The organism is Bradyrhizobium sp. Leo114, assembly GCF_055229415.2.
Genome location: NZ_JBUYEN020000050.1, coordinates 1 through 19,157 on the forward strand (window position 1 = coordinate 1; position 19,157 = coordinate 19,157).

Annotated in this window: 12 protein-coding genes and 1 pseudogene; 5 read left to right on the plus strand and 8 right to left on the minus strand. The window is 64.5% G+C overall.

Translation table 11 applies throughout. From position 1 onward, the window contains the following. Nucleotides 1–531: 531 nt before the first annotated feature. Nucleotides 532–1,545 (minus strand): KpsF/GutQ family sugar-phosphate isomerase, encoded by a 1,014-nt coding sequence (locus ACZIRK_RS37110; RefSeq protein WP_130228427.1) that lies wholly within the window; start codon nucleotides 1,543–1,545, stop codon nucleotides 532–534. A gap of 205 nt (nucleotides 1,546–1,750) precedes the next feature. Between ACZIRK_RS37110 and ACZIRK_RS37115 the strand changes: the two genes are divergently transcribed. Continuing rightward, nucleotides 1,751–3,472, plus strand: a complete 1,722-nt coding sequence (locus tag ACZIRK_RS37115; protein ID WP_474419211.1) for an outer membrane beta-barrel protein — start codon at nucleotides 1,751–1,753, stop codon at nucleotides 3,470–3,472. Nucleotides 3,473–3,626: 154 nt separating this feature from the next. On the opposite strand, the gene ACZIRK_RS37120 is transcribed toward ACZIRK_RS37115, so the two are convergent. Both ACZIRK_RS37120 and gltB read right to left on the minus strand, forming a co-directional pair. Beyond that, a complete protein-coding gene (locus ACZIRK_RS37120) occupies nucleotides 3,627–5,084 on the minus strand; it encodes a glutamate synthase subunit beta (RefSeq protein WP_130228428.1) in 1,458 nt (485 codons plus the stop codon). Nucleotides 5,085–5,266: 182 nt separating this feature from the next. Then, nucleotides 5,267–10,000, minus strand: coding sequence for a glutamate synthase large subunit (gltB, locus tag ACZIRK_RS37125; protein ID WP_130228429.1), 4,734 nt, complete (start codon nucleotides 9,998–10,000; stop codon nucleotides 5,267–5,269). Between the two features lie 456 nt (nucleotides 10,001–10,456). Between gltB and ACZIRK_RS37130 the strand changes: the two genes are divergently transcribed. Beyond that, nucleotides 10,457–11,167, plus strand: a complete 711-nt coding sequence (locus ACZIRK_RS37130; protein ID WP_130228430.1) for a hypothetical protein — start codon at nucleotides 10,457–10,459, stop codon at nucleotides 11,165–11,167. Between the two features lie 194 nt (nucleotides 11,168–11,361). Here ACZIRK_RS37130 and ACZIRK_RS37135 read toward each other — a convergent pair whose 3' ends face one another. Next, the gene (locus tag ACZIRK_RS37135) at nucleotides 11,362–11,832 is read right to left on the minus strand and encodes an Hsp20 family protein (RefSeq protein ID WP_028162974.1); all 471 of its coding nucleotides are present in this window, start codon (nucleotides 11,830–11,832) and stop codon (nucleotides 11,362–11,364) included. A 218-nt stretch (nucleotides 11,833–12,050) separates the two neighbouring features. Here ACZIRK_RS37135 and ACZIRK_RS37140 point away from each other — a divergent pair, with 218 nt between their 5' ends. Beyond that, nucleotides 12,051–12,998: an alpha/beta hydrolase gene (locus ACZIRK_RS37140; RefSeq protein WP_474419212.1), complete on the plus strand. Its 948-nt coding sequence runs from the start codon at nucleotides 12,051–12,053 to the stop codon at nucleotides 12,996–12,998. A 17-nt stretch (nucleotides 12,999–13,015) separates the two neighbouring features. On the opposite strand, the pseudogene ACZIRK_RS37145 reads toward ACZIRK_RS37140, so the two are convergent. Both ACZIRK_RS37145 and ACZIRK_RS37150 read right to left on the minus strand, forming a co-directional pair. Continuing rightward, nucleotides 13,016–13,342 (minus strand): annotated as a pseudogene (locus tag ACZIRK_RS37145) (c-type cytochrome); the annotation flags it as partial. A gap of 122 nt (nucleotides 13,343–13,464) precedes the next feature. Continuing rightward, nucleotides 13,465–15,258, minus strand: coding sequence for an adenylate/guanylate cyclase domain-containing protein (locus tag ACZIRK_RS37150; protein ID WP_130228433.1), 1,794 nt, complete (start codon nucleotides 15,256–15,258; stop codon nucleotides 13,465–13,467). Nucleotides 15,259–15,497: 239 nt separating this feature from the next. On the opposite strand from ACZIRK_RS37150, the gene ACZIRK_RS37155 reads away from it, so the two are divergent. Further along, on the plus strand, nucleotides 15,498–16,133 hold the full coding sequence (locus tag ACZIRK_RS37155) for a LysE family translocator (protein ID WP_130228441.1): 636 nt from the start codon (nucleotides 15,498–15,500) through the stop codon (nucleotides 16,131–16,133). A gap of 15 nt (nucleotides 16,134–16,148) precedes the next feature. Here the strand turns inward: ACZIRK_RS37155 and ACZIRK_RS37160 are convergent, their stop codons facing one another. After that, nucleotides 16,149–16,901 carry a sulfite exporter TauE/SafE family protein gene (locus ACZIRK_RS37160; RefSeq protein WP_130228434.1) on the minus strand — a complete coding sequence of 251 codons (753 nt, stop codon included), beginning with the start codon at nucleotides 16,899–16,901 and terminating at the stop codon, nucleotides 16,149–16,151. Nucleotides 16,902–16,990: 89 nt separating this feature from the next. On the opposite strand from ACZIRK_RS37160, the gene ACZIRK_RS37165 reads away from it, so the two are divergent. After that, nucleotides 16,991–17,881: a LysR substrate-binding domain-containing protein gene (locus ACZIRK_RS37165; protein WP_130228435.1), complete on the plus strand. Its 891-nt coding sequence runs from the start codon at nucleotides 16,991–16,993 to the stop codon at nucleotides 17,879–17,881. A gap of 12 nt (nucleotides 17,882–17,893) precedes the next feature. On the opposite strand, the gene hisN is transcribed toward ACZIRK_RS37165, so the two are convergent. After that, the gene (hisN, locus tag ACZIRK_RS37170) at nucleotides 17,894–18,673 is read right to left on the minus strand and encodes a histidinol-phosphatase (RefSeq protein WP_130228436.1); all 780 of its coding nucleotides are present in this window, start codon (nucleotides 18,671–18,673) and stop codon (nucleotides 17,894–17,896) included. Nucleotides 18,674–19,157: the final 484 nt, after the last annotated feature.

Consider the following 19,157-nt stretch of genomic DNA (forward strand, 5'->3'; position numbering starts at 1 on the left):
AGGGAAAGCCGGAATGCTTCGGTTGAACCTGTGGTCCTACCCCCGTGCTTTTTGTTGCACGGGACCCATGGGTGCAACCGGCACCCGGCTTTCCCTGCGCCCTCTGATCTCGAGGAGGGTGAAACGAGACGCAAAACTCGGGCGTAACGCACCGCGAGAATGCGAACGCACATCCCACACTCCATCGTCATGCCCCGCGAAGGCGGGGCATCCAGCATCCGGCGGCCTCTCGGCTCAAGCACCGCCGTCTCTGGAATACTGGATCGTCCGGTCAAGCCGGAAGATGACAGCGGAGAGGCTGTTTGACAGTTGAAGCAGAACTTACCACTCGTCATTGCGAGCGGAGTTCGCAATGACGGGAGAGAAAGAGCGGCGCACTCGTGCCTATCTCCTCACCCCTGAGGAGACCGCATAGCGGTCGTCTCGAAGGGGAGGCCACCGGCGGGGCCTCATGGTTCTCAAGGCGATGCGAGGCATCGTCCGGAGACGCGCGTTCCGCGCTCCTCACCATGAGGGTCTAGCGCGGCGAGCCTACGCCACGCCCGCGCGCAGGAGGTCGTGGAAATGCACGATGCCGACCGGCTTGCCGGCGTCGACGACGATCAGCGCGGTGACCTTCGATGCGTTCAGCAATTCCAGCGCCTCGCCGGCCAGCGTGTCGCGGCCGATGGTTTTCGGATTCTTGGTCATGACGTCGTCGACGACGGCGGTCATCAGGTCGGAGCGCATATGGCGGCGGAGGTCGCCGTCGGTGACGATGCCGACGAGATGGCTGCGGCGGTCGACGATGCCGACACAGCCAAAACCCTTCGAGGTCATCTCGACCAGCGCGTCCGACATCCTGGTGCCGAGCGGCTTCAGCGGCACAGCCTCGCCAGCATGCATGAGGTCGCGGGTATATTTCAGCATCGCCCCCAGCTTGCCGCCGGGATGCAGCACGCTGAAATCGGTTGAGGTGAAGCCGCGGCCTTCCAGCAGCGCAATCGCCAGCGCATCGCCGAGCGCGAGCATCATCAGCGAGGAGGTGGTCGGCGCCAGATTATGCGGGCAGGCCTCGCGCGCCTTCGGCAGCGTCAGCGCGATATCGGCGGCCTTGCTCAGGCTCGAACCCTTTTCCGCTGTTATCGCGATCACGGGAATGCCGAAGCGCGCGGCGTAAGAGATCAGGTTCTTCATCTCCGGCTGCTCGCCGGACCATGACAGCGCCAGGATGACGTCGTCGGCGGTGATCATGCCGAGATCGCCATGGCTCGCTTCGGCGGCATGGACGAAGAACGCCGGCGTGCCGGTGGAGGCAAAGGTCGCCGCGACCTTGCGGCCGATGTGACCTGATTTGCCGAGCCCGGTGACGATCAGCCGTCCCTTGGCGTTGCGGATCATCTCCGCCGCCGCGGCAAAGGGCGCCCCGAGGTCGGAGCGGAGCGCGGCGTCGATCGCGGCGACACCGCTGGCTTCCGCCTCCAGCGTCCGCAGCGCCGATTGTACGGCGGCGTCAGCGGGCTCGGTGTCCGACGATTTCGGCATCAGCGGTTTGGGCTTGGCCATATCTCTTTACCAGAGGGTCTGTTTCCAGGGAGGAGGGGCGGTGCGCCCAGAGCCGTCTCCCTTAGCACGGCCGGCGGCGGCAGGCGACGCAGCCAGCCGCTCTCAACGAGCCATTAACCATAATTGTTTTAACTCCATTAAGGACGTTCTCGGCCCCGTTCCGCGTTTGCCGTGTAAGTCAAGGAATTTGTTGAGGTATTCTATCGTGGGACGAGGGCGAGCAAGGGGCCGGGCTGGGCGCGCGCGCTATTTGCGCGCGCCTGTCGTGTGCCTTACCGCGCTCGCGGTGAGCGGCCCCTTCGCGCAGGCCCAGACGGTCACGCCCGATTTGTTCAGCCCGTCGCGCACGACCCAGGTGGCGCCGCCTGATTCGCCCCTGCGCAGGACCGCGGCCGAGCTGGCCGATCCGCTCAACGATCCACGATTGCGTGACCGGGATCGCGATGGCCGCGCGCCGTCACGCATTGGCCAGGTGCCGTCTTACGGCCTGCCGGCTGCGAACGGCGCCTCGACGTCAGGCTATGACTCGCTCAACCGCAAACGCCAGCAGCCGAAATATTATCCGGCGCAGGCGAGGCCGAAACGGCCGCCCGGCCCCGGCACGCCGCCGCCCGCGCCACCGCCGAGGACTCTGGCCGGACAATTGCGCCTGTCGATCCCGCCGTCGGAGACGGCCAACAAGCCGCCGGTGCCGCCGGCGATGGCCGGCAATGTGGTGGGCCAGCCGCCGCGCAAGCGGCTTAAGGTCGACGATGATCCGTTCGGCGCGGTCGGCGATTATGCCGGCAGCTTCCTGATCAAGTCCGCGGTCGAACTCAGCGCCGGCTATGAAACCAATCCCGGCCGGCTGTCGGTGCCACAGGGCTCGCCGACCTACGTGATCGCCCCGGAATTCCTGGCGGTGTCCAACTGGGAGCGCCACGCGCTGGTCGCGGACCTGCGCGGCTCCTTCACCGGCTACACCCAAAACCTGACGCCGAACGCCGATGGCACAGCGCTCTCCGCGCCGCTCGATATCGATCGCCCCAACTTCATCGGCCATATCGATGGGCGGCTCGACGTCACCCGTGACACAAGGCTGATGGGGCAGGCGCGGCTGCTCGTCTCCACCGACATCCCCGGCAGTCCGAACGTGCCGGCGGGTCTCGCCAGGTACCCGATCTACACCACGGTCGGCGGCACCTTCGGCGTCGACCAGAATTTCAATCGCCTGCAGGTCTCCGCAGGAGCCACCGTCGACCGCACCGATTACCAATGGTCCAGGCTCACCGACGGCTCGTTGGACTCGAACGATGACCGCAACTTCAGCCAGTACGGCGGCGTCGCGCGCGTCAGCTACGAAGTGAACCCTGCGGTCAAGCCGTTCGTGGAAATCCAAGGCGACAGCCGCGTCCATGATCTGCGGCTCGACCGCTCGGGCTTCGCGCGGGATTCCGTGGGCGGCTATGCGAAGGCCGGCTCGTCCTTCGAGTTCTCGCGGCTGTTGTTCGGCGAAGTCTCGATCGGCTACGCCGCCCGCAACTATCAGGATCCGCGGCTGAACCGGCTGGATGGCCTGCTCACCACGGCATCGCTGACCTGGACCGCGACGCCGCTGACGACGGCCAAATTCTATTCCGACACCCAGCTCGCCGAGACCACGCTGCCCGGCACATCAGGCGTGCTGGCGCGCACCTACACCGTCGAGGTCGATCACGACTTCCGCCGCTGGCTGACCGCGATCGGCAGGTTCACCTACGGCACGCTCGACTACCAGGGCGACAACCGCCTGGACAAGATCTACTCGCTGTCAGGCGACCTCATCTACAAGATGACCCGCAGCCTCTGGATCAAGGGCACCGTCCGCCACGACATATTGGACTCGAGCTCGCCGGGATCGAGCTCGCAGTCGACGGTCATGCTGCTCGGGGTCAGGGTGCAGAATTGAGGGAGAAAGCGGGTGCCTCACTCTCCGTCATGCCCGCGCAGGCGGGGCATCCCAGTACGCGGAAGCTTCTCGGCTTATGCTCCGACGCTGATGGAATACTGGGTCACCCGCCTTCGCGGGTGACGACAGTTGAGAGTGGTGCCGGCGCGGCGCACTATCGCGGCAGGTCCGTCTTGCCCATCAGGAAGGTGTCGATCGCGCGGGCGCAGAGGCGGCCTTCGCGGATGGCCCAGACCACCAGCGACTGGCCGCGGCGCATGTCGCCGGCGGAGAAGACGTTGGGCAATGAGGACTGGTAGTCGCTCGTGTTGGCGCGGACGTTGCCGCGCTGGTCGAGGTCGACCGCGAGCTGCTTCAACAGGCCGTCGTGCACGGGATGCACGAAGCCCATCGCCAGCAGCACGAGCTCGGCGTCGAGCTCGAACTCGGTGCCGGGCAGCGGCTTGAACTTGTCGTCGACCTTGATGCAGTGCAGCTTCTTCACCTTGCCGCCAGTGCCCTCGAACTTCTGGGTCAGCACGGCGTATTCCCGGATCGCGCCTTCGGCCTGGCTCGACGAGATCCGCATCTTCAACGGCCAGTTCGGCCAGGTCACGCCCTTGTTCTCGCGCTCCGGCGGCGCCGCCATGATCTCGAGCTGGGTCACGGACTTGGCGCCCTGGCGCAGCGAGGTGCCGATGCAGTCGGAGCCGGTGTCGCCGCCGCCGATCACCACCACATGCTTGTCCTTGGCCAGGATCTCGGTCACGCCGTTGAGCGGCTCGCCGGAGACGCGGCGATTCTGCTGCGGCAGGAAGTCCATCGCGAAATGGATGCCGTCGAGATCGCGGCCGGGGATGGGGAGGTCGCGCGGGGCTTCCGCACCGCCGGTCAGCGCGATCGCGTCGTACTGGCTCTGCAGATCGCTCGGATCGATCGCGCCGGGTGCATCGCCTCCGACTTGGGCGCCGTAATGGAAGGTGACGCCTTCGGCCTCCATTTGCGTGACGCGGCGATCGATGATGCCCTTCTCCATCTTGAAGTCGGGAATGCCGTAACGCAGCAGTCCGCCGGCCTTGGCATACTTCTCATAGACATGCACGTCGTGCCCGGCGCGCGCGAGCTGCTGCGCGCAGGCCATGCCCGCCGGCCCCGCGCCGATCACCGCGACCTTCTTGCCGGTCTTCTCGGCCGGGACTTCCGGCTTCAGCCAGCCATTGTCCCAGGCGCGGTCGACGATCGCGCATTCGATGGTCTTGATGGTGACGGGGTTGTCGTCGATGTTGAGCGTGCAGGACGCCTCGCACGGCGCCGGACAGATGCGGCCGGTGAATTCGGGGAAGTTGTTGGTCGAATGCAGGTTGCGCGAGGCTTCTTCCCAATTGCCCTGATAGACGAGGTCGTTCCAGTCGGGGATCTGGTTGTTGACCGGGCAGCCGGGTGTGCCCGGCGCGACCGAGCCGGTGCCGTGGCAGTAGGGAATGCCGCAGTTCATGCAGCGCGCGGCCTGATCGCGGAGGTCCTTCTCGCTGAGCGGAATGACGAACTCGTGGAAATGCTTCAGCCGCTCGGTGACCGGCGTGTACTTGCGGTCGTGCCGCTCGATCTCGAGGAAACCTGTGATCTTTCCCATTAAGCCTGAGGCCCCTGCACCTGGTTCGTCTTGTTTCGTCATCCGGGCTCGCGTCACGCGCCCCGTTAGACCCTCATCCTGAGGACCGGCGCTCGCGCCGCGTCTCGAAGGATGAAGGCCGGTATCCTGGCCTCATGGTTCGAGACGGCGCTTCGCGCCTCCTCACCATGAGGGTCTTGTGACTACGCTCCGATCGCGATTTTCGGCTCGGCGTCGGCGTTCGCCTTCATTTCCTTCAGTGCGCGACGGTACTCGACCGGCATCACCTTGCGGAATTTCGGCAGCCACGCCTTCCAGTCCGCCAGGATCTCGGCGGCCTTCTTCGAGCCGGTCAGCTTGGCGTGCCGCGTGACCAGCACATGGAGCCGTTCGACATCGGAATCAAGCAGGTTCTGGAACACGTCGACCCGGCCATGCGCCTCGAGATCGCCGGCATGGTGATAGGTGGCGGCGTTGATCATCTCTTCCGACAGCACCGGTTCCAGCTCGACCATCGAAAGGTTGCACAGTTTCGGGAAGTCGCCGGCTTCGTCCAGGACATAGGCGATACCGCCGGACATGCCGGCTGCGAAGTTCCGGCCGGTCTTGCCGAGCACGACGACGATGCCGCCGGTCATGTATTCGCAGCAATGATCGCCGGCGCCCTCGACGACCGCGACCGCGCCGGAATTGCGCACGGCGAAGCGTTCGCCGGCGATGCCGCGGAAGTAGCATTCGCCCTCGATCGCGCCGTACATCACGGTGTTGCCGACGATGATCGACTCCTCCGGCACGATGCCGGAATTCTTCGGCGGCTTGACGATGAGGCGTCCACCAGAAAGGCCCTTGCCGACATAGTCGTTGCCTTCACCTTCGAGCTCGAAGGTGACGCCCTTGGCAAGCCACGCGCCGAATGCCTGGCCCGCGGTACCCTTGAGGCTGACATGGATGGTATCGAGCGGCAGGCCTTCATGGCCGTAGATCTTCGCCACCTGGCCCGACAGCATCGCGCCGGCGGAGCGGTCGGTGTTGTTGATCTCCTCCTCGATCCTGACAGGCGCGCCACGGTCGAGCGCGGCGCGGGCCTTCTCGATCAGGCGACGGTCGAGCACGGCTTCCAGATGATGGTTCTGGGCCTCCGAACGGTATATCTTCTGGCCCTTCTCCTCCTTCTGCCGCACGAACAGCCGCGAGAAATCGAGGCCCTTGGCCTTCCAATGCGCCACCAGCGAGGTCTGGTCGAGCATCTGGGTCTGGCCGACCATCTCGTCGAATGTCCTGTAGCCGAGCGTCGCCATGATCTCGCGCACTTCCTCGGCGACGAAGAAGAAGTAGTTGATCACGTGCTCGGGCTGGCCGGTGAAGCGCTTGCGCAGGACCGGGTCCTGGGTCGCGACGCCGACCGGGCAGGTGTTGAGATGGCACTTGCGCATCATGATGCAGCCGGCAGCGATCAAGGGCGCCGTGGCGAAGCCGAACTCGTCGGCCCCGAGCAGCGCGCCGATCACGACATCACGCCCGGTGCGGAAGCCGCCGTCGACCTGCACCGAGATGCGGCTGCGCAGCCGCTCGCGCACCAGCGTCTGGTGAGTTTCGGCGAGCCCGATCTCCCACGGGCTGCCGGCATGCTTGATCGAGGTGAGGGGCGAGGCACCGGTGCCGCCCTCGAAGCCCGCGATCGTCACATGGTCGGCACGCGCCTTCGCGACACCGGCGGCAACCGTGCCGACGCCGATCTCGGAGACGAGCTTGACCGACACGGCGCCGTCCGGATTGACGTTCTTCAGGTCGTAGATGAGCTGCGCCAGATCCTCGATCGAATAGATGTCGTGGTGCGGCGGCGGCGAGATCAGGCCGACGCCGGGCGTCGAATGGCGAACGCGGGCGATCGTCGCGTCGACCTTGTGGCCGGGCAACTGGCCGCCTTCGCCGGGCTTGGCGCCCTGCGCCATCTTGATCTGCATCATGTCGGAATTGACGAGATATTCCGTCGTCACGCCGAAGCGGCCCGAGGCGACCTGCTTGATCGCCGAGCGCATGGAATCGCCGTTCGGCAGCGGCTTGAAGCGATCGGATTCCTCGCCGCCTTCGCCGGTGTTGGACTTGCCGCCGATCCGGTTCATCGCGATCGCGAGCGTGGTGTGCGCCTCGCGTGAGATCGAGCCGAACGACATCGCGCCCGTGGAGAAGCGCTTGACGATCTCCTTGGCCGGTTCGACCTCCTCGAGCTTCACCGGCTTGCGCTTTTCTTCTGCCGCGGTCTTGATCCGGAACAGGCCGCGCAGCGTCAGCAGCCGCTCCTGCTGCTCGTTCAGGATCTTGGCAAATGCGCGATAACGCTCGAGCGAGTTGCCGCGCACGGCGTGCTGCAGCGTCGAGACCGACTCGGCGGTCCAGGCGTGATCCTCGCCGCGGGTGCGGTAAGCGTACTCGCCGCCGACATCGAGCGCGGTCTTGTAGACCTGGGCGTCGCCGAACGCATCGGCATGCCGACGCGCGGTTTCCTCGGCGATCTCACCCAGCCCCACGCCTTCGATGCGGGTGTGGGTGCCGGCAAAATACTTGCCGACGAAATCGGCCTTCAGCCCGACGGCGTCGAAGATCTGCGCGCCGCAATAGGACTGGTAGGTCGAAATGCCCATCTTGGACATCACCTTGAGCAAGCCCTTGCCGATCGACTTGATGTAGCGCTTGACGATCTCCTTGTCGTCGAGCCCGCCCGGCAGGCGGTCCTTCATCGCGATGATGGTCTCGAATGCGAGGTAGGGATTGATCGCCTCCGCGCCGTAGCCGGCGAGACAGGCGAAATGGTGCACTTCGCGCGGCTCTCCGGATTCGACCACGAGGCCGACCGACGTACGCAAGCCGGTGCGGATCAAATGATGATGCACGGCGGCGCAGGCGAGCAGCGCGGGGATCGGGATCCGGTCGGTGCCGGTCATGCGGTCGGACAGGATGATGATGTTGATGCCTTCGCGCACCGCGCCCTCGGCGCGCGCGCAGAGCTCATCCAGCACCTGCTCCATGCCGGCCGCGCCGAAGCCGGCGTGGAAGGTGGTGTCCAGCGTGCGCGACTTGAAATGCGTCTCGGCAACATCGGAGATCGAGCGGATCTTCTCCAGATCCGCGTCGGTCAGGATCGGCTGGCGCACTTCGAGGCGCTTGGTGGAGGCGAGCCCCTGCAGGTCGAACAGGTTCGGCCGCGGCCCGATGATCGAGACGAGGCTCATCACCAGCTCCTCGCGGATCGGGTCGATCGGCGGGTTCGTCACCTGCGCGAAGTTCTGCTTGAAGTAGGTGAACAGCGGCTTCGCCTTGTCCGACAGCGCCGAGATCGGCGTGTCGTTGCCCATCGAGCCCGCGGCTTCCTCGCCGGTTGCTGCCATCGGCGTCATCAGGATGTTGATGTCTTCCTGCGAATAGCCGAATGCCTGCTGGCGATCGAGCAGCGGCAGGTTCGAACGCACGCTCTTGGTCGGCGCGTCAGGCAGTTCTTCGAGCTGCATCTGGGTGCGGGCCAGCCAGTCGCGATAGGGATGGCTCTTGGCCAGATCGGCCTTGATCTCGTCGTCGGGAATGAGCCGGCCCTGCTCGAGATCGACGAGCAGCATCTTGCCCGGCTGCAGCCGCCACTTGGTGACGATCTGGTCCTCCGGGATCTTCAGCACGCCCATCTCGGACGCCATCACGATGCGGTCGTCTTTTGTCACCAGATAGCGCGCCGGCCGCAGGCCGTTGCGATCGAGCGTGGCGCCGATCTTGCGGCCGTCGGTGAACGCGATCGCGGCGGGGCCGTCCCACGGCTCCATCATCGCGGCATGATATTCGTAGAAGGCGCGGCGCTCTTCATCCATCAAGGGATTGCCGGCCCACGCTTCCGGAATCATCATCATCACCGCGTGCGGCAGCGAGTAGCCGCCCTGCACCAGGAATTCGAGCGCATTGTCGAAGCAGGCGGTGTCGCTTTGGCCTTCGTAGGAGATCGGCCAGAGGCGGCTGATGTCTTTGCCGTAGAGCTCCGAATGCACGGAGGCCTGCCGCGCCGCCATCCAGTTGACGTTGCCGCGCAGCGTGTTGATCTCGCCGTTATGCGCGATCATGCGATAGGGATGCGCCAGCGACCAGGCCGGGAAGGTGTTGGTCGAGAAGCGCTGGTGCACCAGCGCCAGCGCGCTCGCGAAATCGTCCTCGTGCAGGTCCGGATAATACTTGCCGAGCTGATCGGCCAGGAACATGCCCTTGTAGATCACGGTGCGGCACGAGAACGAGACCGGGTAGTAGCCGGCCATGCCGCGATCGCGGCGCTGATAGATCGCCTGCGAGATCGACTTGCGCAGGATGTAGAGCCGGCGCTCGAACTCGTCCTCGGTCTTGCCGACGCCGTTGCGGCCGATGAATACCTGCAGGTGATAGGGCTCGGTCGGCTTCACGGTGACGCCGAGGGAGGAGTTGTCGGTCGGCACGTCGCGCCAGCCGAGCAGCTTGAAGCCCTCGTTCTTGATCTCGTCGGCGATGATGCTCTTGATGACGTTGCGCCAGGCGGCATCGCGCGGCAGGAACAGCGCACCGATTGCATAGTCGCCCGGCTGCGGCAGCTTGAAGCCAAGCTCGGCCGCCTTGCGCGCGAAGAAAGCGTGCGGGATCTGCACCAGGATGCCGGCGCCGTCACCGGCGCGCGGATCGGCGCCGACCGCGCCGCGGTGCTCAAGGTTGCAAAGAATGTTCAGCGCGTCGGAGACAATCTGGTGCGAGGGTTTGCCCTTGATGTTGGCGATGAAGCCGACGCCGCAGGCATCCTTCTCCAGGCTCGGGTCGTACATGCCTTCGGCTTTGGGACGCCAATCGTGTTCGCGCGCCGGTTCGTCCGCTTTCGAGGCTGCGGCCGCCGACAACGTCTCTGTCACGATGGTTTCGCGCTCGAATTCCGACCCGCTCATGTTTCCTCTCAAATAAGGCTAAAGGGCCTCACGGTCGTTGGCGCACCTTGGGCGTTGCGGCACCCACTGGGGCCACCGCTCGTCCTCCGCGAGCCGCAATGTCTTAAATCAGGCGAGGAGCGTTCAACGTCCCTGAGGAACGGCCTTGCCCGCAGCATTCTCGGAGCCCGAAGGGCCGAGTTTCCGTTGCAATCCCTATGCCGGGAATTGCTCCGCGATTAAGACAGCTATACTGTCCTAACTCCGACCTTGCCAAATTTTTTTCTATCACACAAGCGCATGAGAGTCCTCGTCCGCATGTAGTTTTGCGCGGTGCGCGACGGGAGGGCCGCCCCCGATTTGAAGCAAACGCGCCGTGATCCGGCCCAAGGACCGCCGGAATTGCCGCTGAAGTTTCCCGCGGGCGCCAGAGGGCAAAAATGCTCCACGCCCAGCGTCTTACAGGAGCTACCGGTGATGAAGCTGTTTACGGGATGGGTCTTGTCTGCGGGCCTCGTTCTTGCGGCCCCGACCGCCAATGCGCAGGTGCTGGCGCCCAATCACGTCGAAAATCCGCTGGTCGTGACCGTGTCCGACTTCGACGGCCCCTATGCGGTGATGCCGCCGGAGGTGCCGGCGCCGCGCTATGGGCCAGCCTACGAACCGGGGCTGCTGCCGCCGATCGAAGTCTACGCCGTGCTGCGCGAAAACGGGTTCCTGCCGCTCGGCATCCCGCGGCAGCACGGGCTGGTCTACACGATCGCGGTCATCGAGCCCGGCGGCAGTGACGGCAGGCTGATCATCGATGCGCGCAGCCGGCGCATCATCCGATTCATTCCGGCCGACGGGATGGATGACGATTATCGAGGCGATCTGAGCGGCGCCTATGGCGCTGCCGGGCCGTTGCCGCCGGCAACCCCTGTTCGCAGCAGCGTGCCGCGGCCGCCGGCCCCCATTCCGCATGTGGCGAGCCGGACCGTGCCGAAGCCCAGGCCGAACCCGCTGACCGCGAAGCGCGCGCCGGAACCGGCCCAGCAATCAGCCGCCGTGCAGCAGAAGCCCGCGGAGACCCAGCAGGCCATTCCACCGGCTGCCGCCCCGACCGTCGGCCAGGTCAAGCCGGCTGCTCCCGCCGCGCCGACCATTCTGCCGACCCAGGAAATGCCGCAGGTGCAGGGCTTGGAGTAGCAAACGTTCCTGTCATTCCGGGGCGATGCATGAGCATCGAACCCGGAATCCATTTCGCCGCCGACACCCGTGGCCAAATGGATTCCGGGCCTGCGCCTGACGGCGCATCCCGGAATGACCGAGAAAAACAAAAACGCCCCGGTTTCCCGGGGCGTTTTGCGTTCGGCCAATATCTGCCGAAGCTGCTGCCGCGATTAGGCGGCGGCCTTGGAGCCGTCGGCGACCTGCGGCGCGGCGGAGCCGGTCGTGATCGGAATGCTGCGCGGTTTCTTGGCCTCGGGAATCTCGCGAATGAGGTCGACGTGGAGCAGGCCGTTCTCAAGCGAAGCGCTCTTCACCTGTACGAAGTCGGCGAGCTGGAACGCGCGCTCAAAGGCCCGAGAGGCGATGCCGCGATAGAGAACGTTGGTATTGTCCTTGCCATTCTCGTTGGCGGTCTTCTCGCCCTTGATCGTCAGCGTGTTTTCCTTCGCGACGATGGAAAGCTCAGCCTCGGAGAAGCCGGAAACCGCAACGCTGATGCGGTAGGCGTTCTCGCCGGTGCGCTCGATGTTGTAGGGGGGATAGCCGGGGCTGCCGTCCGAAGTCGCCTGATCGAGCAGGTTGAAAAAGCGGTCGAAGCCGACGGTGGAACGATAGAACGGGGTCAGATCGTAGGTACGCATGATAGTCCTCCAATGAGCGACTGATTCGATTACCCGCCCGCCATCGGGCCGGGCTTTAGTCTGTGTGCAGCCTGACGTTCCGGTTCCGAAACACTGGTAGCGGCCTGCACGAAGGTGATATGGGTGGGGCCATCAGGCGTTCAAGAGGCGGAAATATCGTCGCTTTTTGGCGCTCACGCCCTTGATTCCCGCCGTCTCTCACCTAGCGGTTCCCCTTCATGACGCTCGTCTCCATTCCAGCCAATCCGGTTCCGGAAGACGTCGTCAGCGGCACCATCAAGACGCCTGATGGCGCTGAATTGCGCTTTGCGCGATGGGCGCCGCCGCCGGGCCGCAAGGGGACAGTCTGCGTGTTCACCGGCCGCACCGAGATGATCGAGAAATATTTCGAGACCGTGCGCGATCTGCGCGACCGCGGCTTTGCGGTGGCGATGATCGATTGGCGCGGGCAGGGCCATTCCTCGCGGCAGTTGCGCGATCCACGCAAAGGCTATGTGCGCAGCTTTGCCGATTACGAGATCGACGTCGAAACCTTCGTGCAGCAGGTGGTGCTGCCGGATTGTCCGCCGCCCTATTTTGCGCTGGCGCATTCGATGGGCGGGGCCGTGATGTTGCGCATCGCGCATGCGGGAAAACGCTGGTTCGATCGCATGGTGCTGTCGGCACCGATGATCGACCTGCCGGGACGCCGCACCTCATTTGTACCATCCGCGCTGTTGCGGATCATGCGGCTTGCCGGCCAGGGCGGACGCTACGTTCCGGGCGGCAGCGACGATCTGGTCGGGCTTTCGCCCTTCATCAACAATCCCCTCACCAGCGATCCCGTCCGCTTTGCGCGCAACGCGGCGATCCTGGAAGAAGACGCAACGCTCGGCCTCGGTGCGCCAACGGTCGCCTGGGCCGACACCGCCTTCAAGGCGATGCGTACGTTCCGCGAATATTACTATCCCTCGCAGATCCGCCAGCCGATCCTGATGCTGGCGGCGAGCAACGACACCGTGGTGTCGACGCCTGCCATCGAGGAGTTCGCCTATCACTTGCGCGCCGGCTCGCATCTCGTGATCGCCGGCTCCAAGCACGAGATCCTGCAAGAGCAGGACCGCTACCGCGCGCAGTTCTGGGCGGCGTTCGACGCCTTCGTGCCGGGCACGCCGCTGTTCGGGTAGAATATTTCCTCGATCGGCTACAAGGTCTTCAGATATTCGATCAGGGCTTCGCGCTCATTCTTGTCGAGCGCGCGGCCGACGATGCCCTTCGGATACGGTGCGGCTCCCTCGAACGAGCGGCCGCTCACGCTGTTGCCGTGGATCTCTTTTCCGTCGCGATCGGTCGCCGAGAACAGCGTCTGGCCATTCCTGCACGACGTCTCGTCGCTCTTCACGTCCAAGCCGACATGCTCCGGGTCGAAATCACGCGCGCCCATGCAGAACTTTTTTGGACGCTCGGCGGCGGGTCGGAGCAGCCATTCGAGCGAGGCGACGGAGCCGTTGTGCAGATAGGGTGCCGTGGCGCGGTCAAACCACCGAAGCGCGGTGGCGGGGTGTTACACGACTACAGCGTGTGGCGAGGTTTGCCTGAATCCCTCAAAGTGGGTGAATGACCGGAGGGCGCTGCGCTCGGCTGCGCGCTCGTTCACGACTCGGCGGCAAGCCTTCGGGTTTCGACAAGGGTCAGGCGGGCGAGCGGTACGCCGGCTTTCAGGAGCCCCTCACGATAGTGTTGGATATCGGCCGGCTGCTTCCAATGGAAGTTCTTCAAATGTCGATCGACGGTGAAAGTCGGATAGTTGGACATCAGAACGCCGGTCGCGTCCGCCGCCTCCTTGGTCCGCCCCAGCTGAGCCAGCGCGGCGGCACGGATCGCCAGTGCCGGCATATGGTTCGGATTGATGTAGAGCTGCTCGCGCGCCCAGGACAGGGTCGCGTCGTATTGTCCCAGGAGGTAGTGGCTGAACGCGTTCAAGGCTGCCCATTGGTAACGTGGGTCGCTGTTGCCGCGCTGCGCCCCCATCGAAAACAGTTCGATGGCCTGGCGATGCTCACCGCTCACGAGGTGAACATATCCAAGCACGCCGCGCGCGCCCATGTCGTATGGGTTGAGCGCCACGGCGCGGTTCGCCGCATCCAGGGCCGCCTCGTAGTGTCCCTCCACCGAACGCACATAGGACAGGATCTGAAAGGCAAAGGACGAGCGCGGGTCGAGCCGAACGCTGGCCTCCGCAAGGCTCACGATCGAGGTCCACAATTCGCGCGTGCGCTTGATCCAGCCAAACTGAATGCTCTGCACCTGGATGGTGGCGAGATAGGCGTGCGCGATCGAAAGCGTCGGGTCGAGCGCGATCGCTTCCTTGAATAGCGCAATGGAAGCCTCGTAATCTTCCTTGGTGTGCCGGTAATAGTGGGAAAGGCCCTTCAGGAAGCGATCCCACGCCGTGACATCGTTGGAAACGCGGGCAGGTGCGGAAGCCTCCGCGCGGAATATCTCCGTTGCGATCGCCGCGGAGAGACTGGTCGTGATCTCGTCCTGCATCGCGAACAGATCGCCCATGTCGCGGTCATAGCGGCCGGTCCACAGTTGCTCGCCGTTCTCGGGCGCGATCAGCTCGGCGGTCACGCGGATCTTGCTGCCGGCACGCCGCACCGAGCCCTGGATCAGGTAGGTCGCGTCGATCTCGCGGGCGATCAGGCGGGTGCTCACATTCTTGCCCTTGAAGGAGAATGTCGAGTTGCGGCTCAGCACCCGATAGAAGGACTGCAGCGAAAGCGCGTGGATCAGGTCTTCGGTCAATCCGTCGGAAAAATACTCGTCGCTGGAGTCGCTCAAATTGGCGAAGGGAAGCACGCCGACGATCGCGGTCCGCGACTGCCCTGGCAGGCCCGACGAATCCCGCACCTGGCGCCCAGGCGCCTCCGGGCCGCCCGGCTCCCAGGTGAAGACCTCCACGGGGTCCGCGATATTCTTGAAACGATGACTGCCGGTGTTGACCAAGGTGGCTTTGAGGTGCCTGCCGGCTTCGTGATAGGCCTTGGCCGAGGCGGCCAAGCCGCCCGGCGGGGAAACCGTCTCGAGCCGGACGGCGATGTTGACGTCATCGCCGAACAATTCGTCCTCGTCGGCCATCACATCGCCCATGTGAATGCCCATCCGGAACTGCATGACACGGTCGGCGGGAAGCTGGTTATTGCGCTCCGCCATCAGCATCTGCATCTCGATGGCGGCCTCCAGCGCTCCGACGATGCTCGGAAATTCGAGCAGGAAGCCGTCGCCGGTGTTCTTCAGAATACGGCCGCCATGATTGAGGATGATCGGATGGATCGCGGTCCGATGGGCTTTGAAGGCGGCATGCGTGCCCGCCTCGTCGGCGCCCATCATCCGCGAGTAGCCGGCGACATCGGCGCAGACTATGGCAGCTAGCCGTCTCTCCATAACCGTATCTGTGCTCCGGAATCGGCCAGTGACCGCCGCGTGCGCGGCCGACCGTTCCAACCCTTATAAAACAAGATGTACCTGGCGGAAGCCCGATCCTGAGATCATAGTAATGCAAACGTTCCGGAATTGGCAGCGGACGGCGCCGGAAATGTTAGCTGCATGATTTTTATGTCGTGGAATAATGTGGAGCGGCTGTCCTTGTTCGTTGGCCAACGCCCGCGTGAGAGATGACGACGATGCTCGGAATTCACGAACTATGGCTTTTCATCTTGTCGGGGCTGCTGCTTAACGTGACGCCGGGGCCGGACACCGCCTATATCATCGGCAGGAGCATGCAACTCGGATGGCGTGGCGGAGCGGCGGCCGCGCTCGGCATAAGCTGTGGCTGCCTTTTTCATGTCTTCGGCGCGGCGATTGGGCTTTCGGCGCTGCTGATGACGTCCTCACTGGCCTTTACCGCCCTCAAATGGGTCGGCGCAGCCTATCTCCTGTTCACGGGCGTCCAGATGCTGTTGTCACGCCAGCGCGTGATCGCGGATGTCACCCTTCAGGGTGAGGCGCCGACGCTGCGACGGGTGTTCTGGCAGGGCGCGCTCACCAATGCGCTCAATCCGAAGGTGGCGCTGTTCTTCCTCGCCTTCCTGCCGCAGTTCGTGGCGGCTGATTCGCCACACAAGACCGCGGCCTTCCTGCTGCTCGGCGCGATCTTCGTCTTCAACGGCACGCTGTGGTGTTTCGGCGTGGCGGCCTTTGCGGCGCGGGCGGCGATGCGGATCCGCCGCTCCAGCGGCGTGATCGCCTGGATCAACCGCACGCTCGGCGGGCTGTTCGTCTATCTCGGCTTCCGGGTGGCGATGCTGGAGGCGCGCTAGAGAAATCCTCGAGGCTTAGCCGTGGATCTTCACGAGCGCGCTGGCTGCGAGGTAGAACCCGAGCAGGATCATCGCGATCAGGAACCAGCGGCGGAACGCCTCCGGCTGCAGCCGTGACCGCACCGCCTGCCCGACGAACATGCCAACGAAGGACGCCACCATCGCCACCGCCCCGGGCAGCGCGGTCGCGGCGGTCAATACGCCGGCGGCGGTGAGATTGAAGGCGAGGGCGACGGTTGCGGTGGTGAAGAACAGGCCGAGCGCCTGCACCAGCTCGTCCTTCTCCATGCCGATCGCCTGCATGAATGGCATCGACGGAATCACCTGCACGCCGGTCGCCGCCGAGATCACCCCGGTCACGACGCCGACGATGCCGCCGATCCATTTCTCGTCGCGGCGGGCGACCTTGAAGCTGAAGCGGCTGAGGCCCACGACCGCATAGATGATGAGCAGGAGACCAAGAACGACGGTGCCATAGGGCGCATAAGGCCCGGTCAGCAGCCCGCTATTCAGCCAGATGCCGACCACGGTGCCGAGCATCAGAGGCCATAGCCGCTTGAGGATGTCGCGCAGATAAGGGCCGACGAAGGTCTGCCAAATGTTGGTGACGATCGCCGGCACGATCACGATCGAGATCGCCTGCGCGGGCGGCATCGTCACGGCCAGCAGTCCCATGGAAACCGTAGGCAGGCCAAGCCCCAGCGTTCCCTTGACGAAACCGGCAAGCAGGAAGGCGAAGGCGATCAGAATCAGCATCGAGTCGAACATGGGGGCACATTGACCGATCGCCGCAAGCGGCACAATCTGGAGATTACGGAGAATGCCTTCGGCTTTGCCGAAGATAGACGGAGCCCGGTATGCGTTTCGACCTGGTTGATCTGCAGCTCTTCATTGCGGTGGCGGAGACGCGCAGCATCACCAATGGCGCTTCCCGCGTTCATCTGGCACTTGCGTCCGCGAGCGAACGGATCAAGGGGCTCGAGGCTGCGCTTGGCGTCTCGCTGCTCAAGCGCGGCCGCCGCGGTGTCGAGTTGACCGCCGCCGGCGAAAGCCTGCTCGATCATGCGCGGATCGTGATCCACAATGTCGAAGCGCTGCGCGGCGACCTTGCCGCCTATGCCAGCGGCGTTAGGGCGAGCGTGCTGCTGCTCGCCAACACGTCGGGCCTGTCGGAACATCTGCCGCGGGCGCTCGCCGCCTTCCTGCGCGAGCATCCCGACATCAATGTCGACGTCGAGGAACGCGAGAGCGCCGACATCGCGGCTGCGATCGCGACCGGTGCTGCGGATCTCGGCTTCGCCGCCGAGCATGCGTTGCCCGAAAGCGTCGAGCGCTTCCTGTTCAGCGAGGATCGCCTGACGCTGGTGGCCTCGCGCCGCAGCGATCTCGCAGGCCGCCGCCAGATCGATTTCCAGGACGTGACCGGCTATGACTTCGTCGGGCTGACCGCCTCGACCGCGCTGCAGGCCCACATCGCCAAGCACGCGGCCCGGTTAGGGGCCCGTCTGCGGTTCCGGGCGCGCCTGCGCGATTTCGACGCGATCTGCCAGATGGTCGCGGCCGATGTCGGCATCGCCGTGATCCCGGAGACGGCCGCCCGGCGCTGCGCCCGGTCGATGCCGATCGCGTCGATCCGGCTGCGCGACTCCTGGGCCGACCGCAAACTCACGATCTGCGCGCGCAGCTTCAAGGCATTGCCGCGCCCGGCGAAGCTGCTTGTCGACTATCTGCGCAAGGCCGCATCGTGACGGGGGGCTTGCTCAACCGTTGAGCAGCTTCATCGCCGCCTCGTGCACCCGCGGGTCGCCCGCGGCGATGATGCGGCCGCCGCTTTGCGCTGGCTTGCCTTCCCAGGTGGTGACGATGCCGCCGGCGCCGGTGACGATCGGAATCAGGCCTGCGATGTCATACGGCTTGAGCTCGGTCTCGACCACGAGATCGAGATGGCCGGCAGCCAGCATGCAGTAGGAGTAGCAGTCTCCGCCATAGCGCGTGAGCCTGGCGGCGCTCTCGATCCGTCCAAAGCATGCCCGGTCGGTGGCGTTCATCAACAGCGGACTCGTGGTGTAGGCCGTCGCCTCCTTCAGCGATGCGCAGCGCCTGACCGAAAGCCGCCGTTCGCCGGACGGGCCGGAGTAATGAGCTGAACCATTGTCGCCGGAGAACCGCTCGCCGATGTAGGGCTGATGCATCATCCCGAACACCGGCGTGCCCTTGTGCAGCAGTGCGATCAGCGTGCCCCAGATCGGGAAGCCGCCGATGAACGACTTGGTGCCGTCGATCGGATCGAGCACCCAGACATATTCGCCGTCCTCGCGCTCATTGCCGAATTCCTCGCCAACGATGCCGTGCTGGGGGAAATTGGCCTTGATCAACCGCCGCATCACCGCTTCTGCTGCGCGGTCGGCTTCGGTCACCGGATCGAAATCGCTAGCGCTCTTATTGTCGACTGAGAGCGAGGTGCGGAAGAACGGCAGGATGGTTTCGCCGGCGGCGGTCGCGAGGCGGCCGATGAAGGCAGTGAAATCAATGACCGGCACGGCTGTTCCTTAAAGCGAGAAGCGAACTGGCAACTCAGTGCTACTGCCTAGCTCAATCCGGGATAATCCGCACCGACATTGAGGAGGTTTGTCGCCAGCATTTTTGAACGCGAGAGGGGCGCCGCATCCCGCTATGAGTTTTGGTACTAGGTGCAGTCACGAAATCGGGAGGCTGCGATTGAAGAGTAGAATTAACTGTTCATTTCTTGACGAAAATATTGAAAGAAAACGACAAAAATCGACTTTGGCCCTGTGTTGCGGGTCTGCAAGCCCTGCGGATAATGCATGGGAAATGAATCTAAAACCGCTTGCGTTTTGTGCGGCGCGGCCGCATATTGTTGCGGTGCGGTAGCGCCTCGCGCTATCGCTGCCCTCCTTGGGCGTTTCCTCCCTAGACTTGGGCCGCTTGTTCATTCAAGCGGCCCTTTTTTCTTTTGGGGTTCTTGCTGTCATTCCGGGGCGTCCGAAGGACGAACCCGGAATC